Origin of the sequence: Hydrosulfovibrio ferrireducens (assembly GCF_046883345.1) — a bacterium.
GTDB lineage: Bacteria > Desulfobacterota > Desulfobulbia > Desulfobulbales > Desulfurivibrionaceae > Thiovibrio > Thiovibrio ferrireducens.
This window is the reverse complement of sequence record NZ_JALKCW010000015.1, coordinates 88380-108240: the sequence shown is the minus strand read 5'-3', so window position 1 is coordinate 108240 and position 19861 is coordinate 88380. Positions and strand designations below refer to the sequence as shown.

Annotated in this window: 17 protein-coding genes; 7 read left to right on the top strand and 10 right to left on the bottom strand. The window is 58.6% G+C overall.

The features are described from left to right. Positions 1 to 214: 214 nt before the first annotated feature. Entirely contained in the window at positions 215 to 1420 is a 1206-nt protein-coding gene (locus tag MWR57_RS07565) for a D-alanyl-D-alanine carboxypeptidase/D-alanyl-D-alanine-endopeptidase (protein WP_423124196.1), read from the bottom strand. Positions 1421 to 1479: 59 nt separating this feature from the next. After that, positions 1480 to 2823: a TrpB-like pyridoxal phosphate-dependent enzyme gene (locus MWR57_RS07560; RefSeq protein ID WP_423124195.1), complete on the bottom strand. Its 1344-nt coding sequence runs from the start codon at positions 2821 to 2823 to the stop codon at positions 1480 to 1482. A gap of 208 nt (positions 2824 to 3031) precedes the next feature. Between MWR57_RS07560 and MWR57_RS07555 the strand changes: the two genes are divergently transcribed. Continuing rightward, on the top strand, positions 3032 to 3526 hold the full coding sequence (locus tag MWR57_RS07555; protein ID WP_423124194.1) for a rubrerythrin family protein: 495 nt from the start codon (positions 3032 to 3034) through the stop codon (positions 3524 to 3526). A gap of 175 nt (positions 3527 to 3701) precedes the next feature. On the opposite strand, the gene cobA is transcribed toward MWR57_RS07555, so the two are convergent. From cobA to MWR57_RS07525, 6 genes are all read right to left on the bottom strand, one after another. Further along, positions 3702 to 5249, bottom strand: a complete 1548-nt coding sequence (gene cobA / locus MWR57_RS07550; RefSeq protein ID WP_423124193.1) for a uroporphyrinogen-III C-methyltransferase — start codon at positions 5247 to 5249, stop codon at positions 3702 to 3704. Between the two features lie 183 nt (positions 5250 to 5432). Continuing rightward, complete coding sequence (hemC, locus tag MWR57_RS07545) at positions 5433 to 6371, bottom strand: hydroxymethylbilane synthase (protein WP_479723954.1); 939 nt, start codon at positions 6369 to 6371, stop codon at positions 5433 to 5435. 53 nt (positions 6372 to 6424) lie between these two features. Beyond that, positions 6425 to 6640, bottom strand: a complete 216-nt coding sequence (locus MWR57_RS07540; RefSeq protein WP_423124191.1) for an FmdB family zinc ribbon protein — start codon at positions 6638 to 6640, stop codon at positions 6425 to 6427. Between the two features lie 197 nt (positions 6641 to 6837). Then, positions 6838 to 7806 carry a GSU2086 family protein gene (locus tag MWR57_RS07535; protein WP_423124190.1) on the bottom strand — a complete coding sequence of 323 codons (969 nt, stop codon included), beginning with the start codon at positions 7804 to 7806 and terminating at the stop codon, positions 6838 to 6840. A gap of 16 nt (positions 7807 to 7822) precedes the next feature. Beyond that, on the bottom strand, positions 7823 to 8407 hold the full coding sequence (locus tag MWR57_RS07530; protein ID WP_423124189.1) for a D-sedoheptulose-7-phosphate isomerase: 585 nt from the start codon (positions 8405 to 8407) through the stop codon (positions 7823 to 7825). Continuing rightward, positions 8380 to 8742: a hypothetical protein gene (locus MWR57_RS07525; protein WP_423124188.1), complete on the bottom strand. Its 363-nt coding sequence runs from the start codon at positions 8740 to 8742 to the stop codon at positions 8380 to 8382. Before MWR57_RS07525 ends, MWR57_RS07530 begins: the two co-directional genes overlap by 28 nt. Between MWR57_RS07525 and MWR57_RS07520 the strand changes: the two genes are divergently transcribed. Continuing rightward, complete coding sequence (locus tag MWR57_RS07520) at positions 8741 to 9547, top strand: phosphate/phosphite/phosphonate ABC transporter substrate-binding protein (protein ID WP_423124187.1); 807 nt, start codon at positions 8741 to 8743, stop codon at positions 9545 to 9547. The two genes, MWR57_RS07525 and MWR57_RS07520, sit on opposite strands and share 2 nt — an antisense overlap. Beyond that, positions 9547 to 12171: a hybrid sensor histidine kinase/response regulator gene (locus MWR57_RS07515; RefSeq protein WP_423124186.1), complete on the top strand. Its 2625-nt coding sequence runs from the start codon at positions 9547 to 9549 to the stop codon at positions 12169 to 12171. The genes MWR57_RS07520 and MWR57_RS07515 overlap by 1 nt, the downstream gene beginning before the upstream one ends. Positions 12172 to 12175: 4 nt before the next feature. Here MWR57_RS07515 and nadC read toward each other — a convergent pair whose 3' ends face one another. Further along, positions 12176 to 13009: a carboxylating nicotinate-nucleotide diphosphorylase gene (gene nadC / locus MWR57_RS07510; protein ID WP_423124185.1), complete on the bottom strand. Its 834-nt coding sequence runs from the start codon at positions 13007 to 13009 to the stop codon at positions 12176 to 12178. 387 nt (positions 13010 to 13396) lie between these two features. On the opposite strand from nadC, the gene MWR57_RS07505 reads away from it, so the two are divergent. From MWR57_RS07505 to MWR57_RS07490, 4 genes are all read left to right on the top strand, one after another. Next, positions 13397 to 14653, top strand: a complete 1257-nt coding sequence (locus MWR57_RS07505; protein WP_423124184.1) for a metallophosphoesterase family protein — start codon at positions 13397 to 13399, stop codon at positions 14651 to 14653. Then, a complete protein-coding gene (locus MWR57_RS07500; protein WP_423124183.1) occupies positions 14650 to 18150 on the top strand; it encodes an AAA family ATPase in 3501 nt (1166 codons plus the stop codon). Before MWR57_RS07505 ends, MWR57_RS07500 begins: the two co-directional genes overlap by 4 nt. 147 nt (positions 18151 to 18297) lie before the next feature. Then, entirely contained in the window at positions 18298 to 18921 is a 624-nt protein-coding gene (locus MWR57_RS07495; protein WP_423124182.1) for a tetratricopeptide repeat protein, read from the top strand. A 137-nt stretch (positions 18922 to 19058) separates the two neighbouring features. Next, positions 19059 to 19496 carry a PilZ domain-containing protein gene (locus MWR57_RS07490; protein WP_423124181.1) on the top strand — a complete coding sequence of 146 codons (438 nt, stop codon included), beginning with the start codon at positions 19059 to 19061 and terminating at the stop codon, positions 19494 to 19496. A 21-nt stretch (positions 19497 to 19517) separates the two neighbouring features. Here MWR57_RS07490 and MWR57_RS07485 read toward each other — a convergent pair whose 3' ends face one another. Beyond that, positions 19518 to 19859, bottom strand: coding sequence for an ArsR/SmtB family transcription factor (locus MWR57_RS07485; RefSeq protein ID WP_423124180.1), 342 nt, complete (start codon positions 19857 to 19859; stop codon positions 19518 to 19520). Positions 19860 to 19861 lie beyond the last annotated feature (2 nt).

The following is a 19861-nucleotide window of genomic DNA, read 5'->3' as shown; positions in this document are numbered from 1 at the left end:
GATCAGGTCTTCCGGCTTTTTGTAATCGGCAATCAGTTGGTCAAGCACTTCTTTGGAAATGGCCATATCTCTCTCCTTGGTTGGGGGCGAACTTTTCTACCCCCGGAATGGCCATTTACACAATCCTTTTTACACCCTCCTTTTTAGGGAATTAAGGTGACACCATACTTAATTCTCTTTTTCGAAATCAGCCATCCCAAAAGGGACCTTCCTTTCAATTCTTCCGTTTCCCCTTTGCCCCATGCATGGCGCCGAGCAGCTCCAGTACCTGATCCCTGGTATTCTTCGGCTGGTTGAGCATGAGAACAAAACTGTCCAACCCTCGCTCTCCGGCAAAATATCCCGCATACCCATACACCCCGGTCATAGTGCCGGATTTGCGCAGGCAGTTGTTCTCAAAAGGGAGCAGCCCGGAATGGGGCTTAAACGCCTCCAGGATGGCGAGCATTGCCCTGGGCGTTACCCGGTTTTGCCGGGAGAGGCCGGAGCCTTCGCGGACCACGATGTCCTTTTCCGAAAGCCCAAGCTCATTGCGGTAAAAAGCGGTCACGGCCCGCTGACCCTTGTCCCAGGTGGCGGGCCAGCCGTATTGTTTTGCGCCCATGGCCAGGAAAAGCTGGTTGGCGATGAAGTTGTTGGAATATTTGAGCAGACCGGTCAGCACCTCGTCCAGACTCTTGCTCGAACCATGCTCGTAGAATAGCTTGAGCCCCTCCGGCACCGGGCCGGGGATGATCTTGCCGCGCATTGTCATCCCTTGTTTCTTGCATATGGCACCGAACAACTCCCCCACATAGCGCAGGCTCTGGTTTCCGGTAGCCGTGGCGTTGATCCGGTGGGTGCCGGGCGGCAGCCCTTGCGCCAGTTCCCGCATCAGCGGCAGGGTAGGGGTCTGCTCTTCAGCGGAACGCACGCTGTTGTCCGCGCCTTTAACGAGGTTGATGGTGTTGAAGTTCACCGCCAGGCAACTGTTTTGGGCATCGTAGGGATTGAGGGTGTTGGTGGCGCCATCGGTTCCGTTTTCAAGCCGGCAGCCGCTGTCATCGACAACGATGTTGCGGATTGTGGAAAGGCCGCGGCTGCGGAGGGTGGCGACAATCTTGGCTACTTCCTCGGAAACCAGCAGGGGATCAGCCAAGCCGCGGATGTATAGATCACGGTCGCCATTCACGTAAAACCGGGTGGTAAAGCGATACTCCTTGCCAAGGATCCGGATACCGGCCAGGGCCGTGCCGATTTTCAGCACGCTGGCCGGGATGAATTGGCGGTCTGCGTGCTGTTCGTAAACAATAGCCCCGTTTCTGGTGACGAGAATCCCGCCGTTTTCCACCAGAGTTTCCAGGGACTGCCCTGCCCCGGCCCAAAGCGAAGCGGGCAGGGCGAGAGACAAGCCAAGGCCGAGAAAAAAAACGCGCCGCATTCCCCTCGGTTTCCGGAGCAGGGATGCGGCGCGCAGGATTGCCATGGGCAATGTCAGGCTCAAATCTTCGGCAGATGCTTCTTCGCTTCTGCCACTGCCTCGGCCGGATACTCGAAGTTGTGCAATTCTCCGGCAAAAAACTTGTCGTAGCTGGAAAGATCGAGGTGGCCGTGGCCGGAAAGATTGAACAGGATGGTCTTGGGTTCCTTCGGGTCCTTGGTGGCCTCGATGATCGCCGCCCGGATCGCGTGGCAGGACTCGGGCGCCGGGATAATCCCCTCGGTCTGGGCGAAAAGCACCCCGGCCTCAAAGCATTCCACCTGATGCAGGGCCATGGCCTCCATCAGATTTTCCCGGAGCATGGCGCTGACAATGGGGGACATGCCGTGGTAGCGCAAGCCTCCGGCATGGATGCCCGGCGGCATGAAATCATGGCCCAGGGTGTACATGTACAAGAGCGGGGTGCGCTCGGAAACATCCCCGAAATCATAGGCATAGATGCCCTTGGTGAGCGAGGGGCAGGAGGCGGGCTCCACCCCGATCAAGCGGATGTCCTTGCCTTCCAGCTTGTCGGGCAGAAAGGGCGCGGCCAGGCCGGCGAAGTTGGAGCCGCCGCCGCAGCAGCCGATCACCACATCCGGGCTCTCGCCGATCATGGCCAACTGCTTCTTGGCCTCCAGGCCGATTATGGTCTGGTGCAGGCAGACATGGTTCAAGACCGAGCCCAGGGCGTACTTGGTGTCCTCGCGGGAAACCGCGTCTTCCAAGGCCTCGCTGATGGCGATGCCCAAAGAGCCGGGGGTGTTGGGATCCTTGGCAAGGATGGCCCGGCCGGTGGGGGTGTCCGGGCTGGGGCTGGGCACGATCTCCGCGCCGTAGGTGTGCATCATCGATTTGCGGTACGGTTTCTGGTCGTAGGAAACCCGCACCATGTAGACCTTGCACTCCAGGCCGAACTTATGGGTGGCAAAGGCCAGGGCGCTGCCCCACTGACCGGCTCCGGTTTCGGTGGCCAACCGCTTGACGCCTTCCCGCTTGTTGTAATAGGCCTGCACCACGGCGCTGTTGGTCTTGTGGCTGCCGGAAGGGGAGACCCCTTCGTACTTGAAATAGATCTTCGCCTTGGTGCCCAGCTTTTCTTCCAGGAAATTGGCGCGCACCAGGGGGGAGGGCCGCCAGATGGACCAGATGTCCTGGATCTCTTCGGGGATGTCGATCCAGCGCTTGTCGCTCATCTCCTGCTCCAGCAGCCCCATGGGGAAGATGGGCGCCATCAGGTCCGGAGTCAGCGGCTGTTTGGTGGCGGGATTCAAGGGAGGATGCATGCCGCCGGGCATGTCGGCCATAACGTTGTACCACTGGGTGACGCGTTCTTCGTCGGGAAGAAGGATTCTTTTTTTCATGGTGTTTTCCTTGATTTTGACGGATACTATTTGGAAATAGGGCAACTCTCAAGCCGGGCCTGTCTTTTTCTGAGAAATTGAACCTATTTACCCATGAATAGTCTTTTTTAAAAGCCTTTTTTGTCCTGATCTCCCATTGTTTTTTCATGATGCGGGTCTTTTTTGTCAGGCCGCCGCAAACATATCATTTCGCACAAGGAGAAACCGTATGACCAAAACCGAAAAGAATCTTTGGGATGCTTTCGCCGGGGAATCACAGGCAAATCGCAAGTATCTGGCCTTTGCCGACAAGGCGGACAAAGAGGGATTCAAGCAGACGGCCAGGTTGTTTCGCGCCGCGGCCCATGCGGAAACCATCCACGCCCACGCCCATCTCCGCGCCCTCAAGGGTATCGGCGACACCGCAACCAACCTCAAAGAGGCCATCGGCGGCGAGACCCATGAGTTTCAGGAGATGTATCCGGCTATGATCGCCGCGGCCAAGGAGGAAGGGCACAAATCGGCGGAACGCAGCTTCAGCTATGCCAATGAGGTGGAGAAAATCCACGCCGCCCTGTACCAGAAAGCCTTGGACAGCCTGGCCAATCAGGAGGCAACGGACATGCATGTCTGTTCGATGTGCGGCTACACCTGCGAGGGCGAGGCTCCGGATACATGCCCGGTGTGCGGGGCCAATAAGAAGGCCTTTGACAAGATCGACTGACGGTTAGTTTGATATTGACTTCCCCCTCCCTTGACGGGAGGGGGGCAGGGGGAGGGTGAAGTTGCAACCTGCCGATTTAATAGTTATTCTCCCCTCTCCCTAACCCTCTCCCGCAGGTAAGCGCAGACTCCGAGGGGAGAGGGAATTTATTGAACTTTTGCAAAAAAAAGCCCCATTATTTTCCGTAAAAATCAAGGATGCTTTCCACCAGGGCCGGGATGGTGTAGGTCTTTGGCTGCACATCGATGGCCAGCCCGGCTTTTTCCGCGGTTCTGGCGGTGATCGGCCCGATGGTCGCCACCTTGACCCCGGCCAGCAGCGTATCACGCTCCGGGCCCAGCATTTCCAAAAAGTTGGTCACCGTGGAGGAGCTGGTAAAGGTGACCATGTCGATCCCGCCTTCGGCCAGTTCCTGGCGCACCAGATCGTAATCCTTGGGCCGGACATTCTGATACACCGGCACAATGGCAACCTCGGCCCCGTTTTCCTGCAAGATCTCCGGCAGCACCTCCCGGGCCTTCTTGGCTCTGGGGAGCAGAACCTTGCAGCCCTTCACCCCCTGCGCCACCATGCTGGCAGCCAACCCCTCGCCGGTGAATTCTTCGGGCACCAGATCGGCGGCAAGGCCGTATTCCTTCAGGATTTCCGCGGTGGCTGTGCCGACCACGGCGATCTTGGGCCCGGCCAGGGCGCGGCAGTCCAAGCCCCGTTCAAAAAGCCGGGTGAAAAAGAAACGGATGGCGTTGATGCTGGTAAACACCAGCCACTGGTAGTCGCCCAGCCGGTTCAACTCCGTATCCAAAGGCTCCCAACTGTCCGGCGGCGCCAAGGCAATGGTGGCCCCTTCCACGCAATCCGCGCCCTGATCCTCCAAAAGCCGGACCAGCTCGCTGGCCTGTTCGCGGGTCCGGGTCACCAGGATGCGCTTGCCGAACAGCGGCCTTTTCTCGAACCAGTTGATGGTGTCGCGCAGCTTGACCACCTCGCCCACCACGATGAGGGCAGGGGGCTTGATTTTTTCCTTCTTGACCACTTCGGCGATGGTGGCAAGCGTCCCCACCACAGATTGCTGAATCGGGGTGGAGGCCCAGCGCACTACGACCACCGGGGTTTCCGGGGAGCGGCCGTGCTTGATTAGATTCTCGGTGATAAAGGGGAGGTTCTTGATCCCCATGTAGAAAACCAGGGTGCCAATGCCGGTGGAAATTTTGTCCCAGGCGATATTGGAGGTCTCCTTGGTGGGATCTTCGTGGCCGGTGATAAAGGCCACCGAAGCGGTGTATTCCCGGTGGGTGATGGGCACGCCCGCATAGGTGGCCGCGGCGGTTGCCGAGGTGACGCCGGGCACCACCTCAAAGGCAATGCCGTGTTTGGCCAGTTCCTCAATCTCTTCCCCGCCCCGGCCAAAGATAAAGGGGTCGCCGCCCTTGAGCCGCACCACGATTTTTCCGGCGGCGGCATGATCCACCAGCATCTGGTTGATCTCTTCCTGGGTATGGGCGTGGCATTCCCCCCCCTTCTTGCCGGCGTAGATCAGCTCGGCGTCCTTGGGCACAAACTTGAGCAGCTTGGGGGTGGCAAGGTAATCGTACACCAGAACCTCGGCTCGTTTGAGAAGCTCCAACCCCTTCACCGTAATCAGCGTGGGGTCGCCGGGGCCTGCGCCGATGAGGTATACCTTGCCTTTGGAACGTGTTGGTGTGTTGTTGCTGTGTGCTGTCATGATTTTTTCTCGTTAACAAAAAACCGGCCAGGCCGGTAAACTCGAAATTTATTTTAAACAGGAATGCTTCGACAGGCTCAGCACGAACGGAATATTAATATATATCTAAGACAATGTCCGTTCGCCCTGAGCCCTTCGTCAAGCTCAGGAGAGCCCTGTCGAAGGGCAGCTTTTACGAGGCTATCAGTGCATTTCGTGACCGTACACCTCGGAAAGGATATCCTTGCCGCCTTCGGCCAGCAGTTTTTCGGCGAGCCGCACCCCCAACCCTTCAGGATCGCTGGTGTCGGCGGATAATGCAAGGCGGACCATTTTATCTCCGGTTACGGAAGCGACCAGGCCGGTCATGTGCAGCGTATTCTCCGCCAGCCGGGCAAAACCGGCAATAGGCACCTGGCAGCCGCCCTGGAGGCGGTGGAGGAAACCGCGTTCCGCCCGGACCGCCAGGGAGGTTTCCTGATGATCCATGAACAGCAGTCCGGCCAGCAGCGCCGCATCGCTGGTCCGCAACTCTATGCCCACCGCGCCCTGGGCCACGGCAGGCAGCATCTCTGCTTCCGTAAAGAAAGATTTGGCCCGGCCGCTGAGCGACAAGCGGTTCAACCCGGCGGCAGCCAGGATGATGGCATCGTACTTCCCCTCGTCGAGTTTGCGCAGCCTGGTGTCCAGATTGCCCCGCAGATCTTCGATGACCAGATCGGGCCGGATATTGGCCAGTTGGGATTTGCGCCGCAGGCTGCTGGTGCCCACCTTGGCACCCTGGGGTAGTTCGCGGCAGGTGGCGCAGATGTTCGAGATAAAGGCGTCCAGCGGGTTTTCCCGCTTGGTGATGATGCCGATGTGCAGCCCCTCGGGCAGTTCGGCGGGCACGTCCTTCATGCTGTGGACCGCGATGTCCACCTCGTTATTGAGCAGCGCCTCTTCGATCTCCTTGACGAACAACCCTTTGCCGCCCACCTTGGCCAGCGGCACGTCAAGAATCTTGTCGCCCTTGGTGATGATCTTCACCAGTTCCACCGTGGTTTCCGGGTATTGGGCCTCGATCAAACCCTTGATCCAGGTGGATTGAGCCAGGGCCAACAGGCTTGCCCGGGTACCGATTCTGATTAGTTTCTGCATCAACTGTTCCTTTGTATTGACTCTCCGGATAACGGCATTGTTGCCTTGCCGCATCATTAATGACAGGTGCCGCAGTTTCCGCCCGAGCAGCCGGAACACTTGGCGGTGCCCGAACTGCCCGCGCCGCCTCTGGTGGTGCGGCAGGCAAAGGTGGACATCTGCTTGGTCAGCTCTTTTCCGCCGCATTGCGGACAAACCGGCTGCTCCGTGCCCATGACCAGAGCCTCGAAGACATGCCCGCAACCGCGGCAAAGATAATCATGCAATGGCATGGAGATGACCTCGTTCTTTAGCTTTTTTCCGCAAATTGCGCAAGATAAGTCATCCGCCAGGCTTATTTTTTTGTGGGTAGGTACCTTTTGCGCAATCAAAACAACGGCCCTTCGACAGGCTCAGGGCGAACGGATGTCTTAACGCATTAATATTCCGTTCGTGCTGAGCCTGTCGAAGCACCTGTTTGAAGCGAAGTCTAAATTGCTGCAAACCCATCTTTCTCATGGAGCCGGTCGAGCAGGGTGGCGGCCAGCAGCGGGATCAAAAGCTCGTGGTGGCCGATGATGTTGTACCCCTTGCCGCCGCCCATGGTCGGCCGGTTCACCACGTTGGTCATGGTGCGGTAATGGCGGATGAAATCGAAGTTGGCCGTGGTGAAGTTGTTCACCACATGGCCCAGGTTGCGGGCCACGGTGAGGGCCTTTAAGAAAACTTCGGGCAGGAGCACGGCGGAGCCGAAATTGAGGTAGGCCCCGCCTTCCAGCTCGGCCACCAGGCCGCAGAAGAGCCGGAAATCCTGATGGCTGGTCTGGCCGATGGCCGCGCCGTTGGCCGTGGGGTGGATATGGACGATGTCCGTGCCCATGGCCACATGCACGGTGAGCGGAATCCCCAGCCGTTTGGCCGTGGCCAGCAGGCTCATGGTGTTGTACGGGAAATTTTGGGCCAGCAGATACTCGCCCAGTGCCTCGCCCAAGCCCTGTCCTTTTTTCGCGCCAAGGTTGATCCCGGCATTGACCACCTCGCCGGTTTCCTTGGCCGCGCCAAAGGCGCCGCTGCCCAGCACGTCGCCCACCTCTTCCGAGGTGCGGCCCACCATGGCGATCTCGGTGTCATGGACGATGCCCGCGCCGTTTAAGGCAATGGCGCTGATGATGCCCCGCTCCATGAGATCGATGAGGATGGGGTTGAGCCCCACCTTGATCACATGGGCGCCCATGCCGACCACGATGGGGCGGTCATTGTCGTGGCTTGCGGCCAGCCGGCCGACCAGCTCGGGAAAATCCAGCCCCAGCAACTGCTCGGGCAGGGAGGCGATGAATTCCTTGAGCGTGGAGCCGGGGGCAAGCGGCTTGGCGAAATTCTCCACCGTGACCTTGCTGTAGCGGCCGTGGATCGAATAGGTGTTGAGGCCGGAAAAGTCCAGGGGCTGGTATGTTTTCATGGGATTATCCAGGGAGTTACGCGGAAACGCCGCGTCCGTACAACGCCTCGTCCACGATCTGACAGAGCAGATGCTCCACCCAGAGATGCGCCTCCTGGATGGCCGGGGTTACGGGCGAGGGCACGTTGATGGTCAGATCGGCCAGGCTGATCAGCCTGCCGCCGTCCTTGCCGGTGAGCACCGCAGTTTGCATGCCCAGGGTTTTGGCCGCTTCCACCGCCTTGATGACATTGGGCGAATTGCCGCTCGTTGAAATGCCCAGGGCCAGGTCGCCTTCCTTGCCCAGGGCCAGGATCTGCTTGCTGAAGATTTCATCGAAGGAAAAATCGTTGCCGATGCTGGTAAGGATGGAGCTGTCCGTGGTCAGGGCGATGGCGGCCAGGGGAGGGCGATCGATCATGAAACGGTTGACGAATTCGGCCGCCATGTGCTGGGCATCGGCGGCGCTGCCCCCGTTGCCGAAGATCATCAGCTTGTTGCCGCGCTTGATGGTGTCGATCATCCACTGGGCCAACTGCTTGATACCGCCCATCTGGGTGGCCACCAGCGCTTGCTTGGCGGCAATGGAATGCTTCAGGCTTTCTTCGATAAGCTGGTCCATGGGGATCCTTTGGCAAGAGTCAAAAACAGCAGGGGAACACCGATGATTCCTTGGTGACGGCTCCTAAATTGTGGCAAAATAGTCCAGCTCCGTTTTTTTGTCAATACAAGCAGGGCAAGATGGCAAGGTCGGAACTGGGCTGATTTCTCTCCGGCCTCTTTCTTGCCTGCAAAAAACCGCAAACCGTCAATTGACAGCAGCGCATGGAACCGTCTATCATTATCCAGCGGCCGAGTACAGCGGAGCGAAACAACCACCTCAGGGAGAAACAGCATGCGCAGAATATCGATCAGACCTGCATTCTGGGTTTTTCTTTGTGTGGCGGCATGGGGCATGGCCTTGCCCCTCTCTTGCCTGGCCCAGGAAACAAGCGAACCCATCCGTTTTGCCGTGTTTCCCTACAAATCACCCAAGAGCGTGATCGAGGTTTTCAGCCCCCTTGCCGCCAGGATTGAAAAACGGCTCGGGAAAAAAGTGGTGCTCGTCTCCGCCACGGATTCAGAGGCGTTTTTGAAAAAAAGCCTGGCAGGGGAATACGATCTGGCCCTGCCCTCCATTGCCGTCTACTACAAGATGCTGCCGGCCGGATACACCGCGATCGCCAAAGGAGTTCCCTCCTTCTGGGGCGGGGTAATCGTCCGGCAGGACAGCAAGATCAAAACCATCGAGCAGTGCAAGGGGAAGAAGATCGCCGCCATTGGCGAACATTCCTATGCCGGCTACATGTTTTTCAAGGCCCAGCTTGACGAAAAAAGGATCGACTCGAAAAAGGATCTGGATATCCAGTTTGTCGGTAAGCTCGACACCATCATCTACGGGGTGCTCAACAAGAAATACGATGGCGGGGTTATCCGGCTCGACACCCTGGAGATGAAGGATTTCGCTCCGATCAAGGATCAGTTCAGGATCGTGTCCCGGTCCGTTGCGGTCCCCCAGTTTCCCTTTGTGGTCAAGAGCGGCATGGACCAGCGGACCGCCACCGCCATCCGTGAGGTCCTGACCTCTCTTTCGCCGGACAAGCCGGAGGACCTGGCAATTCTGAAGAGCCTGCAGGTCAAGCAGATCGTCGCCGCAACCAAGGATGATTACGACCCGTTCTACGACGTCATCAAAAACCACGAATTCTACACGCATCATTGATGACTTCCTTCCGCTTGCGCACCCACCTTATTGTCTATTGCACTGCCATCACCCTGCTGCTGACAGCCTCACTCGTCATCCTGTATTCCAATATTTTTAAAAAATATGCCATCAGCAACCTTTCCGCCCATGGCACGGCCATCGCCCGCACCACCGCCTTTGCCGTGATTGATCACCTGATCACGGAAAATTATGCGCCTCTCCAGGAATACGTCCGGGAATCTTCCACCCTTGTGGACATCGAATCCATCCAGATCGCCAACAGCCAGGGAAACATCCTGGCTGCCTCCGAGGTGCGGTTGCTCGGCACCATGATGGAGGAAGATCTTGCGATTACGGATAATGAGATACGGGTCAAGATCGATCCAGTCCATGATCAGTTGGTGGTTGCCGCGCCCATCGCCATCGGCGGCATGGTTTTTGGCGTCACCAGGGTTTCCCTGTCCATGAAGCCGATCCTTGCGCACCTGCATGAGATTCAGAAAAACGCGGCGATTACCGGCCTTGGCTTTTGGATCCTCTCCGTTGTAATCGGCTCGCTTCTGGCCCAACGCCTGAGCGGACCGGTCCAGCGATTCATGCAGGCAACCGACAGCATCACTCAAGGCGATTTCAATGTGGAGATCCCCATGCCCAGAGGGGTGCTGGAGTTGGAGCGTTTTTCCCAGACCCTGCATGTCATGGCCAGCACCATAGCCTCCCGGGAGCTGGCGCTGCAAAACTCCGAGAAAAAATTCAGGCATCTGTTCGAGCGGGCCATGGAAGGAATTTTCGTGGCCGACGAAAAAGGGGCGCTTCTTGATGTAAACCCCGCGTTTATCTCCATCCTTGGCGCTGACTCACTTGAGGAAATGCTCGGCAGAAACCTCTTTGCCAACATCTTCGAAAACGAGGGATCATTCGCCACATTCAAGGAGCTGATGGGCTCCCAGGGGTTTGTCAAGGACTACGAACTCATTTTAATCGCCAACAACAGCACACCCATCATCGCCGCCTTGACCTGCCATGCGGTCCGGGGTTTTGGCGGGAAGGTGAACAAATACGAGGGATTGATCCGCGACATCACCGCGCAAAAGGCCGCGGAGCGGGAGATTGCCCGGATGCGCAACTACCTCAACAATATCATCGAGTCCATGCCCTCCATGCTGGTCACCCTGGACGTCGATTGCACCGTTACCCAATGGAACACCGCGGCTTGCAAGCTTACCGGCATCTCCTCCCAGGAAGCGATCGGCAGAAAGATCTATGATATTGCCCCATTTTTTTGCAAATATACCCAGCAAGTCGACGAAGCCGGTCGAAACCTGAACACGGTGACCCTCCCCCGCGAACAGGTAAGCCAGAACCCGGAACATCTCTACAATTTGACCTTTTTTCCCCTGATCGCCAACGGCACCGCCGGCGTGGCCATTCGTCTTGATGACATTACCGAGCTTGAACGCAAGGAACAGCAATTGCGGCAGGCTCAGAAGATGGAATCCATCGGCACCCTTGCCGGCGGCCTGGCCCATGATTTCAATAATGTTCTTGCCTCCATTCTGGGCAATCTCTCCCTGCTCCAGTACAAGATCAAATACCACCAAGCCCTTTCCCCAACCGAGTTGAATGAATATCTTGAGCGCATGGAAACAGCGGGGCAGCGGGCCGTGGACATGGTCCGGCAATTGCTCACCCTGTCTCGCAAGCAGCAGGCCGATCTGGTGGCCGTGGACCTGAACCTCTCCCTCAAGCATGTGTGCAAGATTGGAGAGAACACCTTTGACAAGTCGGTGAAGGTGGTGGAGCATCCTGCCGCGGAACCGGCCTATGTGCTTGCGGACACCACCGAGATGGAGCAGGTTCTGCTGAACCTCTGCATCAATGCGGTGCACGCCATGACCATCATGCGCGAAGATACCCAATGGGGCGGCACTCTCTCCGTGGCCATTGACAAGATCACGGTGGATCCGGTGTTTCAGAAAAAACACCCCGAGGCAATCGCGAATGCGTATTGGCGTATTTCGGTGAGCGACACCGGAGTGGGCATGGATACCAAGACAGCGGCCAAGATCTTCGATCCCTTTTTTACCACCAAGGAGCCGGGCAAAGGCACCGGCCTTGGCCTGGCCATGGTCTACAATATCGTCCGCCAGCAACTGGGCTTTATCGATGTCTATTCGGAGCCGGGGCTTGGCTCCACCTTCAACGTCTATCTCCCCTCCCTGGTCCGCTCGGAAGACTCGCTCGCAGGCGGGCAGAGCCTTGATATTACTCGGGGAGCAGGGTTGATTCTGGTGGTGGATGACGATGAACTCGTCCGGAGCATGGCGGAGGATGTTTTGCTGGCCGTGGGCTATTCGGTGCTCACCGCAAGCAACGGCCAGGAGGGGGTGGAGATCTACCGGCAGCATCAGGCAGAGATACAGGCGGTGCTTCTGGACATGGCCATGCCGATCATGTCCGGCAGGGAGGCTTTTATCGAGATGCAAAAAATCAATCCCGCGGTAAAGGTGCTTCTTGCCTCGGGATTTCGCAAGGACAACCGGGTGGAGGAGATCCTTCGCCTCGGGGTAAAGGATTTCCTGCAAAAGCCCTACACCATTAGCAGCTTGGCCGCTGCCATCAAGAAGGTGATCGACGCGTAACCGCTTACACGCTCAACCGCATGCTGATATCCATGGCCCTGGCGGAATGGGTGAGAGCGCCCACCGAGATGAGGTCAACCCCGGTTTCGGCAATCTCGCGGACATTGGCGAGATTCACCCCGCCGGAGGCCTCAACCAGAGCGCGGCCACCTATCAGGCCCACGGCTTGGCGCATCAGGGCAGGGGCCATGTTGTCGAGCATGATGATCTCCACCCCGCAGGCAAGGCATTCTTCGACCTGGGCAAGGTTTTCGGTTTCAACCTCGATCTTCAGGGTATGGGGCGCCTTGTCCCGCAGGATGCGCACCGCTTGGGTGATCGAACCTGTTGCCGCGATATGGTTGTCCTTGAGCAGAATGCCGTCGGCCAAACTGAAGCGGTGGTTGTGTCCCCCCCCGGCCCGGACCGCGTATTTTTCATAGGCCCGAAGACCGGGGGTGGTTTTGCGGGTGTCGATGATTCTCACCGGCAGCCCCTCCACCGCATGGACAAAAGCGGCGGTGAGGGTGGCGATGCCGCTCAGCCTCTGCACCAGATTGAGGGCCAGCCGTTCGGCGCTGAGCAGATCCCGCACCGGACCCTGCGCGGAAAAGATGCGCTCCCCCGCATGTGCCGTTTCGCCGTCTTTTTTCATGGACGTACAGGCAATTCGCGAATTGCGCGTGGTGAAAACAAGGGGGGCGATTGCATCAAGGCCGGCCACCACGAATTCCTCCTTGGCGACAAATACGGCCGTGCCCTCCTGCATGGGGCCAAACACGGAATCGGTGGTGATGTCGCCCAGGCCGATATCCTCTTCAAGAAACTGCTGTATTTGCCGTGCCGCCTGCGTATCCATATGCTCTCCCGGAGTGCCCTGTTTTCGCGGTGCGAAAACCTCTTGATAGCTGTCCGGCGTGCCCCGTGTCAAGAAGAAAGGGGCTGTCCGGGGAGATTCACCGTGTGTTGAAATCGCAAGAAAACGCGATTACAACGGGTATTGCTTTATAACTTATTGAGTGGTGTCGCGGACCTGGGACTTCCTGATGGTGTTGCGAGACCTCCACTGTTTGCTGGCATATTGTCCATCCCTGTGGTACAGAGAGATTCTGTTTGAGTAAAGCCAATGACTTCGGGAGGTTGGATGCAGGAGTTTTCCGTGCTCAATATTTTTCTGCCAGTCCTTGGCGGCGGACTGGCCGGGTTTGCAGCCCTGGCCGGCTACGACCTCTTGGTGAAATAAGCCATGTTCACCTTTCTCCACGCTGCGGATATCCACCTCGACAGCCCCTTGCGCGGCCTGGAAACTTACGCCGATGCACCGGTTGGCCAAATCCGTCAGGCAACGAGAAGGGCGTTCGACAACCTGATCGACCTGGCCATTGCGGAACGGGTCGCCTTTGTTCTGTTGTCCGGCGATCTCTACGATGGCGAGTGGAAGGATTACAACACCGGTCTTTTCTTTGTCAATCGTATGGGCATGCTGCGCAAGGAGAATATCCGGGTCTTCCTGGCCTCGGGCAACCATGACGCGGCAAGCCAGATCACCAAATCCCTGCGTTTGCCGGACAATGTCCATCTTTTTTCCACGAAGCAGCCGGAAACCTTGCTCCTCGAAGAGTTGGGGGTTGCGGTGCATGGCCAGGGCTATGACAAAAGAGTTCTGGCCGAGAATATTGCCCGCACATATCCCCAAGGTCTCCCGCATCACCTGAACATCGGCCTGCTCCACACCTCCCTCACCGGCAGACAGGGGCATGAGCCCTATGCCCCGTGCTCCCTCGACGATCTTATGGCCAAAGGCTATGACTACTGGGCCCTTGGTCATGTCCACCTCCGCGAGGAGGTGAGCCGCTCCCCCTGGATCGTTTTCCCCGGCAATATCCAGGGCAGGCATATCCATGAGCCCGGAGCCAAAGGGGCCACCCTGGTGCGGGTGGAGGAGGGGCGCATCGCTACGGTCGAGCACCGCGACCTGGATGTCCTGCGTTGGTCCCTGTGCCGGGTTGATCTCACGGACTGCACCACAATGGATTTGGCCATTGATGCGGTCCGGCAGGGGATGGAAACGGAACAGGCCGAAGCCGAGGGAAGACCCCTGGCAATCCGGTTGCAACTGGTTGGGAAAAGTGAACTCCATGCCGAACTCCACCGTGATTCCGCTCTCCTGACCGAAGAATTTCGCGGGCTTGCCGCAGGGCTCGGCGAGATGTGGCTGGAAAAAGTGGTGTTTGCCACCCAGCGGCCCGTGGCGCTTGCGGTGGACCTCGGCGAGGAAACACCCATGGCGGAACTGATCCAGGCCATTGAGGGTCTGGATTTTGAACCGGCAGCGCTCATGGAACTGGTGCCTGGGATCGGGGAGCTGCAGAAAAAACTGCCCCCGGAGCTCCTGCACGAGGGCGGCCTTGTTCCCGCATCAATTTCCGAGGCAAGCGATCTGCGCGAAGAGATCAAGGAAATGCTCATCGCCAGACTGCTGGGGCAGGGGGGACGCCGGTGAGGATTGCCCGACTCGAACTCAAGGCCTTTGGCCCCTTCACCGACCGCACCCTGGAGCTTGGCCCTGGCCTGCACATTGTCTACGGTCCCAACGAGGCCGGGAAGAGCAGCACCCTCCGGGCGCTCAAGGCCTGGCTCTTCGGTTTTGACCACCAAACCCCCGATAATTTCCTTCATGCCAACGATCAGTTGCTGGTGGGCGGCTGCCTGCAGGCGGCGGACAGCCGGGAGCTTGCCTTTTACCGGCGCAAAAAGCGGAAAGGCGATATCCTTGACCTACACGGCAATCCGCTTGCCCCGGAAGCGTTGGCCGGATTTTTGCCCATCGCCGAAAAGTCGGTGTTCGAAGCGCTGTACGGCTTAAGCCATGAGGATCTCATCCGGGGCGGAGAGGATATCCTGGCCCAGAAGGGCGAGGTGGGCCAGGCCCTTTTTTCCGCCGGGGCCGGGGTTTCTTCCCTGCGCGGGGTGCTTGCCGGGCTGGAGAACGAGGCCGAGGCGTTGTTCACGGCCCGCGGCACAAGGCGGGAGATCAACGAGGCCCTGGCCGCCTACAAGGAGACCCAGAAAATCGTGCGGGAGGCCTCGCTTTCCAGCCGGGAGTGGCACGAATTGAACAATGAGTTGCAGGCGGCGCAGGTTGCCCTCAAGAATATCGAAGAGGAGCATGGGCAAAAAGAGCGGCGTAGGCGGCAACTGGAACGCATCCACCAATTGCTGCCCCAGCTTGTCCGGCGCAATGCGCTTCGGCAGCAACTTGCCGAGTTGGGCGAGGTCGTGGAACTGCCCAATGATTTTTCCGTTCGGCGCCAGGAGATCGACAGAACGCTCCACACCCTGGCCCACAAGGAAACCGTTGTTGCGGCCAAGCTCACGGAGATGCAGGGAAAAATGGCGGCTGTTTCCGCCCGTCAGCCGGTACTTGAGGCGGAGGATGCCATCGAGGAGCTGCACCAGCGTTTGGGGGAATACAAAAAGGGCCGGGAAGACCGGCCACGTCTTGAAGGCATGCGGATCAGCAACAAGGGGGAGGCAGCCGATTTTCTCAGGCTGGTGCGGCAGGATATCTCTTTGGAGCAGGTGGAGACCCTCCGGGCTGTTTCCGGCAGAAGAAAGATTATCGGACATCTGGCTGCCAAACACGAAGGCTTGCAGCAGGGCCTGAGCCAGAGCGAAAAACGGCTGCTGGAGATTGGCGGGGAACTGGGGAAGATCGACAGGGAGCTGGCCGGATTGCCGTTAGCCAAAAACACGGCGGGCCTGAGCCAGGCCTTGCGGATGGCCAGAAAATCCGGGGGACTCGATGCGGACCTGACGGACAAGGCCAGGATTATAGAAGAAAAAAGACGCACCTGCCTTCAGGGACTGGAACGGCTGCCCCTCTGGTCCGGCAGTCTTGCGGAGTTTCTTGCCCTGCCGCTTCCCCTGCCGGAAACGGTGCGAAAATACGAGGCCGCCCATACTGAGCAGACGGCGCGGCAACGGGAGAGCCAGCAGGAAGGGGAACGGTTGCGCAAAAGGCTGGCAGAGGTGCAGGCAGACATCCGGCAACGGGAAATTTCCGAAAATGCGCCCACGGAGAAAGAGCTTGTCCTGATCCGGACCCAGCGCGACAAGGGGTGGGAGCTGCTGCGCCGCCAGTGGCTCAAGGGCGAAGACCTTGCCGGAGAAGATGTTGCCTTTGGGCAGGACCTGCCCCTGCCCGAGGCCTATGAAAAAAAGGTGGCCCTGGCAGATACGGTGGCGGATCGTCTCCGGCACGAGGCAGACCGGGTCCAGGCCTTCGCGGCCTTGCAGGCAGAGCAGCAGAACCTCGAAGGGGCGCTGGCCGAACTGGAGAACAACGCGGCCCAGCTCAGCCTGGCTTTTACGGCCATGGATACGGAGTGGCGCAGCCTGTGGCAGCCCTGCGCAATCACCCCCCTTTCTCCGGCGGAGATGCTGGCCTGGCTGGGCGGGGCCGCCGCTCTCCGGCTCAGCGCGGAGGAATTGCAGGCAAGGGAAGTCGAACTGGAAAGAAAAAGCTCGGAGCGGGAGAAAATCAACGCGACCTTGCTCCGGGAACTTGCCGGACTTGGAGAACGCCCCTCGCCCCAGGGCAAGGAACTTGAGCCGCTCCTGCTCCAGGTTGAGGATGGACTGGAACGGCTCACGGCCATTGAAGACAAGCGGCAGAGGCTCCTTGAAAAGAAAGCGGCCCTGGAAGGGGAACACCTCCAGGCGGAAAATGAAAAAACCCGCTTCACGGAAGAGCTTGGACTCTGGCGGCAGGAGTGGCAGGAGGTGGTCGGCAGCCTTGGCGGCAACCGGCAGATCCACCCTGCCGAGGCCGGGGATGTGCTGGAAAATCTGCACAACTGTTTTGCCAGACTGAAAGAGGCTGACGAACTCCGCAAACGGATTGAGGGGATCGACCGCGACGCCGGGCGATTCGAGGAGGCGGCTCTGGCCCTGGCGCGAGACATCGCGCCAGGGCTCATGGGACAGCCGGCCGGGCAGATCGTGGCGCAGCTCAAGGCCCTGCTCAATCAGGCGAGAAACGACCGAACCCTCCACGCCCGGTATGCCCAGGAAACACAAGCGGCCACGGAAGAGAAACTTCGTTTGGCGGAAGAAATGCTTTTGGCCAGGCATCAGCTCGCGGAACTCTGCCGCCTGGCCGGAAAGGTTTTGCCGGAAGAATTGGAGGCGGCGGAGAAACGCTCGGCCCAATACCGCAGTCTGTTAGACCATCTCGCCCAAACTGAACACAACCTGATCGAGGGCGCGGGCGGCCTTTCCCTTGCCGAACTGGAAGACCAGGCCGCACGGATCGACCCGGATGCACTCCCCGAAGAAATCGCCCAACTGAGCCAAAAAATCGAGCAGGAACTGGCCCCGGAAGGCAAGCACCTCTCCGTGCTCATCGGCGAAAAGAAAAACCAGCTCCGGCAGATGGACGGCAATGCCAGGGCCGCCGAGGCTGCGGAAGAGGGCGCCAGGCTGCTCGCCAAAATACGACGGCTGTCGGAGCGCTATGTCCAGCTCAAGGTGGCGGGGTACGTCCTGAACAGCGAGATCGAGCGGTTTCGCAGCGAAAATCAGACCCCGGTGCTGGCCATCACCTCCCGGTATTTCAGCGAACTTACCCTGGGTTCTTTTGCCGGATTGCGTGCCGATGAGGATGACGAGGGCCAGCCGGTGCTGGTGGGAACACGGTCAAACGGCACCAGGGTTTTGGTGGAACGGATGAGCTCCGGCACCAGGGACCAGCTTTATCTCGCCCTGCGGTTGGCCTCTTTGGAATGGCGTCTTGCCAGCCATGAGCCCATGCCCCTGATCCTGGACGACATCCTGGTGAACGCCGACGATGCCCGGTCCAGGGCCGCCCTGAAAATCCTCGGGGAACTGGCCGAAAAAACCCAGGTCATCCTCTTTACCCATCATCGCCGTATCGTTGACGAGGCCCTCCAGCTTGCGACCGGATGCACCCTTTTGGTGCATGAGCTGGGCAGATGACCCGATTCGTGCATTTCCCCCGGAACATTTATCCTCCCGCGCGTGTCACAGAAGCGTGGCAGGGCGTAACAATTGTTGTTCATATGTATGTAACGGTTTGACCCGAGCGCACTACTCAACCCAAATCAAGGAAGGAGGCTTCACGCCATGGCATCACAACCCGAACAATCTCCAGCAGGTGGCTACAAAACGGAAATCGTGCTTGTTATCGGCCTCTGCTGCCTGATCATCGGCTTTCTCTCCGGGATCGTCTTCAGCATCTACAAGAGCCCGGCAAGCGGAGGAGCGGCCAAGGTTGCCACCGGACAGCCGGAAGCGCAGGCCGCAAAGCTCACGGCCGAACAAACCCAGCACCTGTTGCAGCTCGAGCTTGAGGTGCAAAAAAATCCTCAAAACATCGAGGCCTGGACCAGCCTCGGCCATCTCTATTTTGACTCCGACCAGGCGGACAAGGCGATCAACGCTTACAGCAAGTCCTTGGCCCTGGCCCCTAATAATGCCGATGTGCTCACCGACCTCGGGGTCATGTACCGGAGGGCGGGCAATCCGCAACAGGCCATCGCGTCCTTTGACCGGGCCATCCAGGTGAATGCCAAGCATGAAACCGCCCGATTCAACAAGGGCGTCGTTCTGCTTTACGATCTCAAGGATCAGTCCGGCGCCATTGGCGCCTGGCAGGAACTGATCAGCCTCAACCCCATGGCCACGGCGCCCAACGGTCAGTTGGTCAGCGAAATTCTCAAGGAAATACAGGACAAAAAAATGAATTAACGGGCTTTTTCCCTGGGAACCGGGAAAATTTTCTTTGACATCAACGTGTTACAGGAATATCTTATAATGGTATTGCTGGGGAGGAGCGAGCGGCATTGCACGGCATGGGGGCAGGATATTCCCCGGGGCGAAAAAGTATGGGGCAAGAACAGCGACGGGCAAGACGGTTCAGCGTCAGCATGGCGGTCACGCTTATTCTGCGCGACACGAAAAACAGACTGATTCTCGCCGATCCTCTGCCGGGAACCTTGTTAGACATCTCGTTCTACGGAGCCCGTTTGTCCGTGCCCCACATCCGCACCGGCCGCTACCATCTTTTTTATGCCTGCAACGACGATCAGGACAAGGTCATCCAACTTGAGGTGATTGACAAACACGGGGGAGAGCGTCTTGTTCTTCCCGCCCATCCCGTCTGGTTCGACCATGTTTTTTCCAGCCCGAGCAAGCATTTTGAGCTCGGGCTGGAATTTCTTGTCCCCCCGGAAGACCCGAACATTGCCAAATTGCATGCCTTTCTTGCCGACCAACCCCCTGTGGCGGGCGGCTGGCTTAAACGGCTTTTCCGCCTTGCCTAAGGCACGGCGGAAAACAAAGCTCTACGCTATTATCTTCCGCAAATGCCGCACCTCCGGCAATCTCCGTCGCAACCCCGCTATCTCGGGCGCCTTATCCAGCCACTGATCGACCAGGTTGAGCATGGTCCGGCCCTGTTCCGGACACTCGTCGTTCAGCCGGTAAATAATCCAGTTCCCCTCCTTGCGGAAAGAAACCAGACCGGCATCCTCAAGGATGCGAAGATGCTTGGACACCGTGGGCTGGGCCACGCCAAGAAGCGCGGTCAACTCACAGACGCACAGCTCACGCACCCCCAGCATCGTGATGATCTTGACCCGATTCTGGTCGGACAGCGCCTTCATGAGGCGGACAAATTCTTTCATGA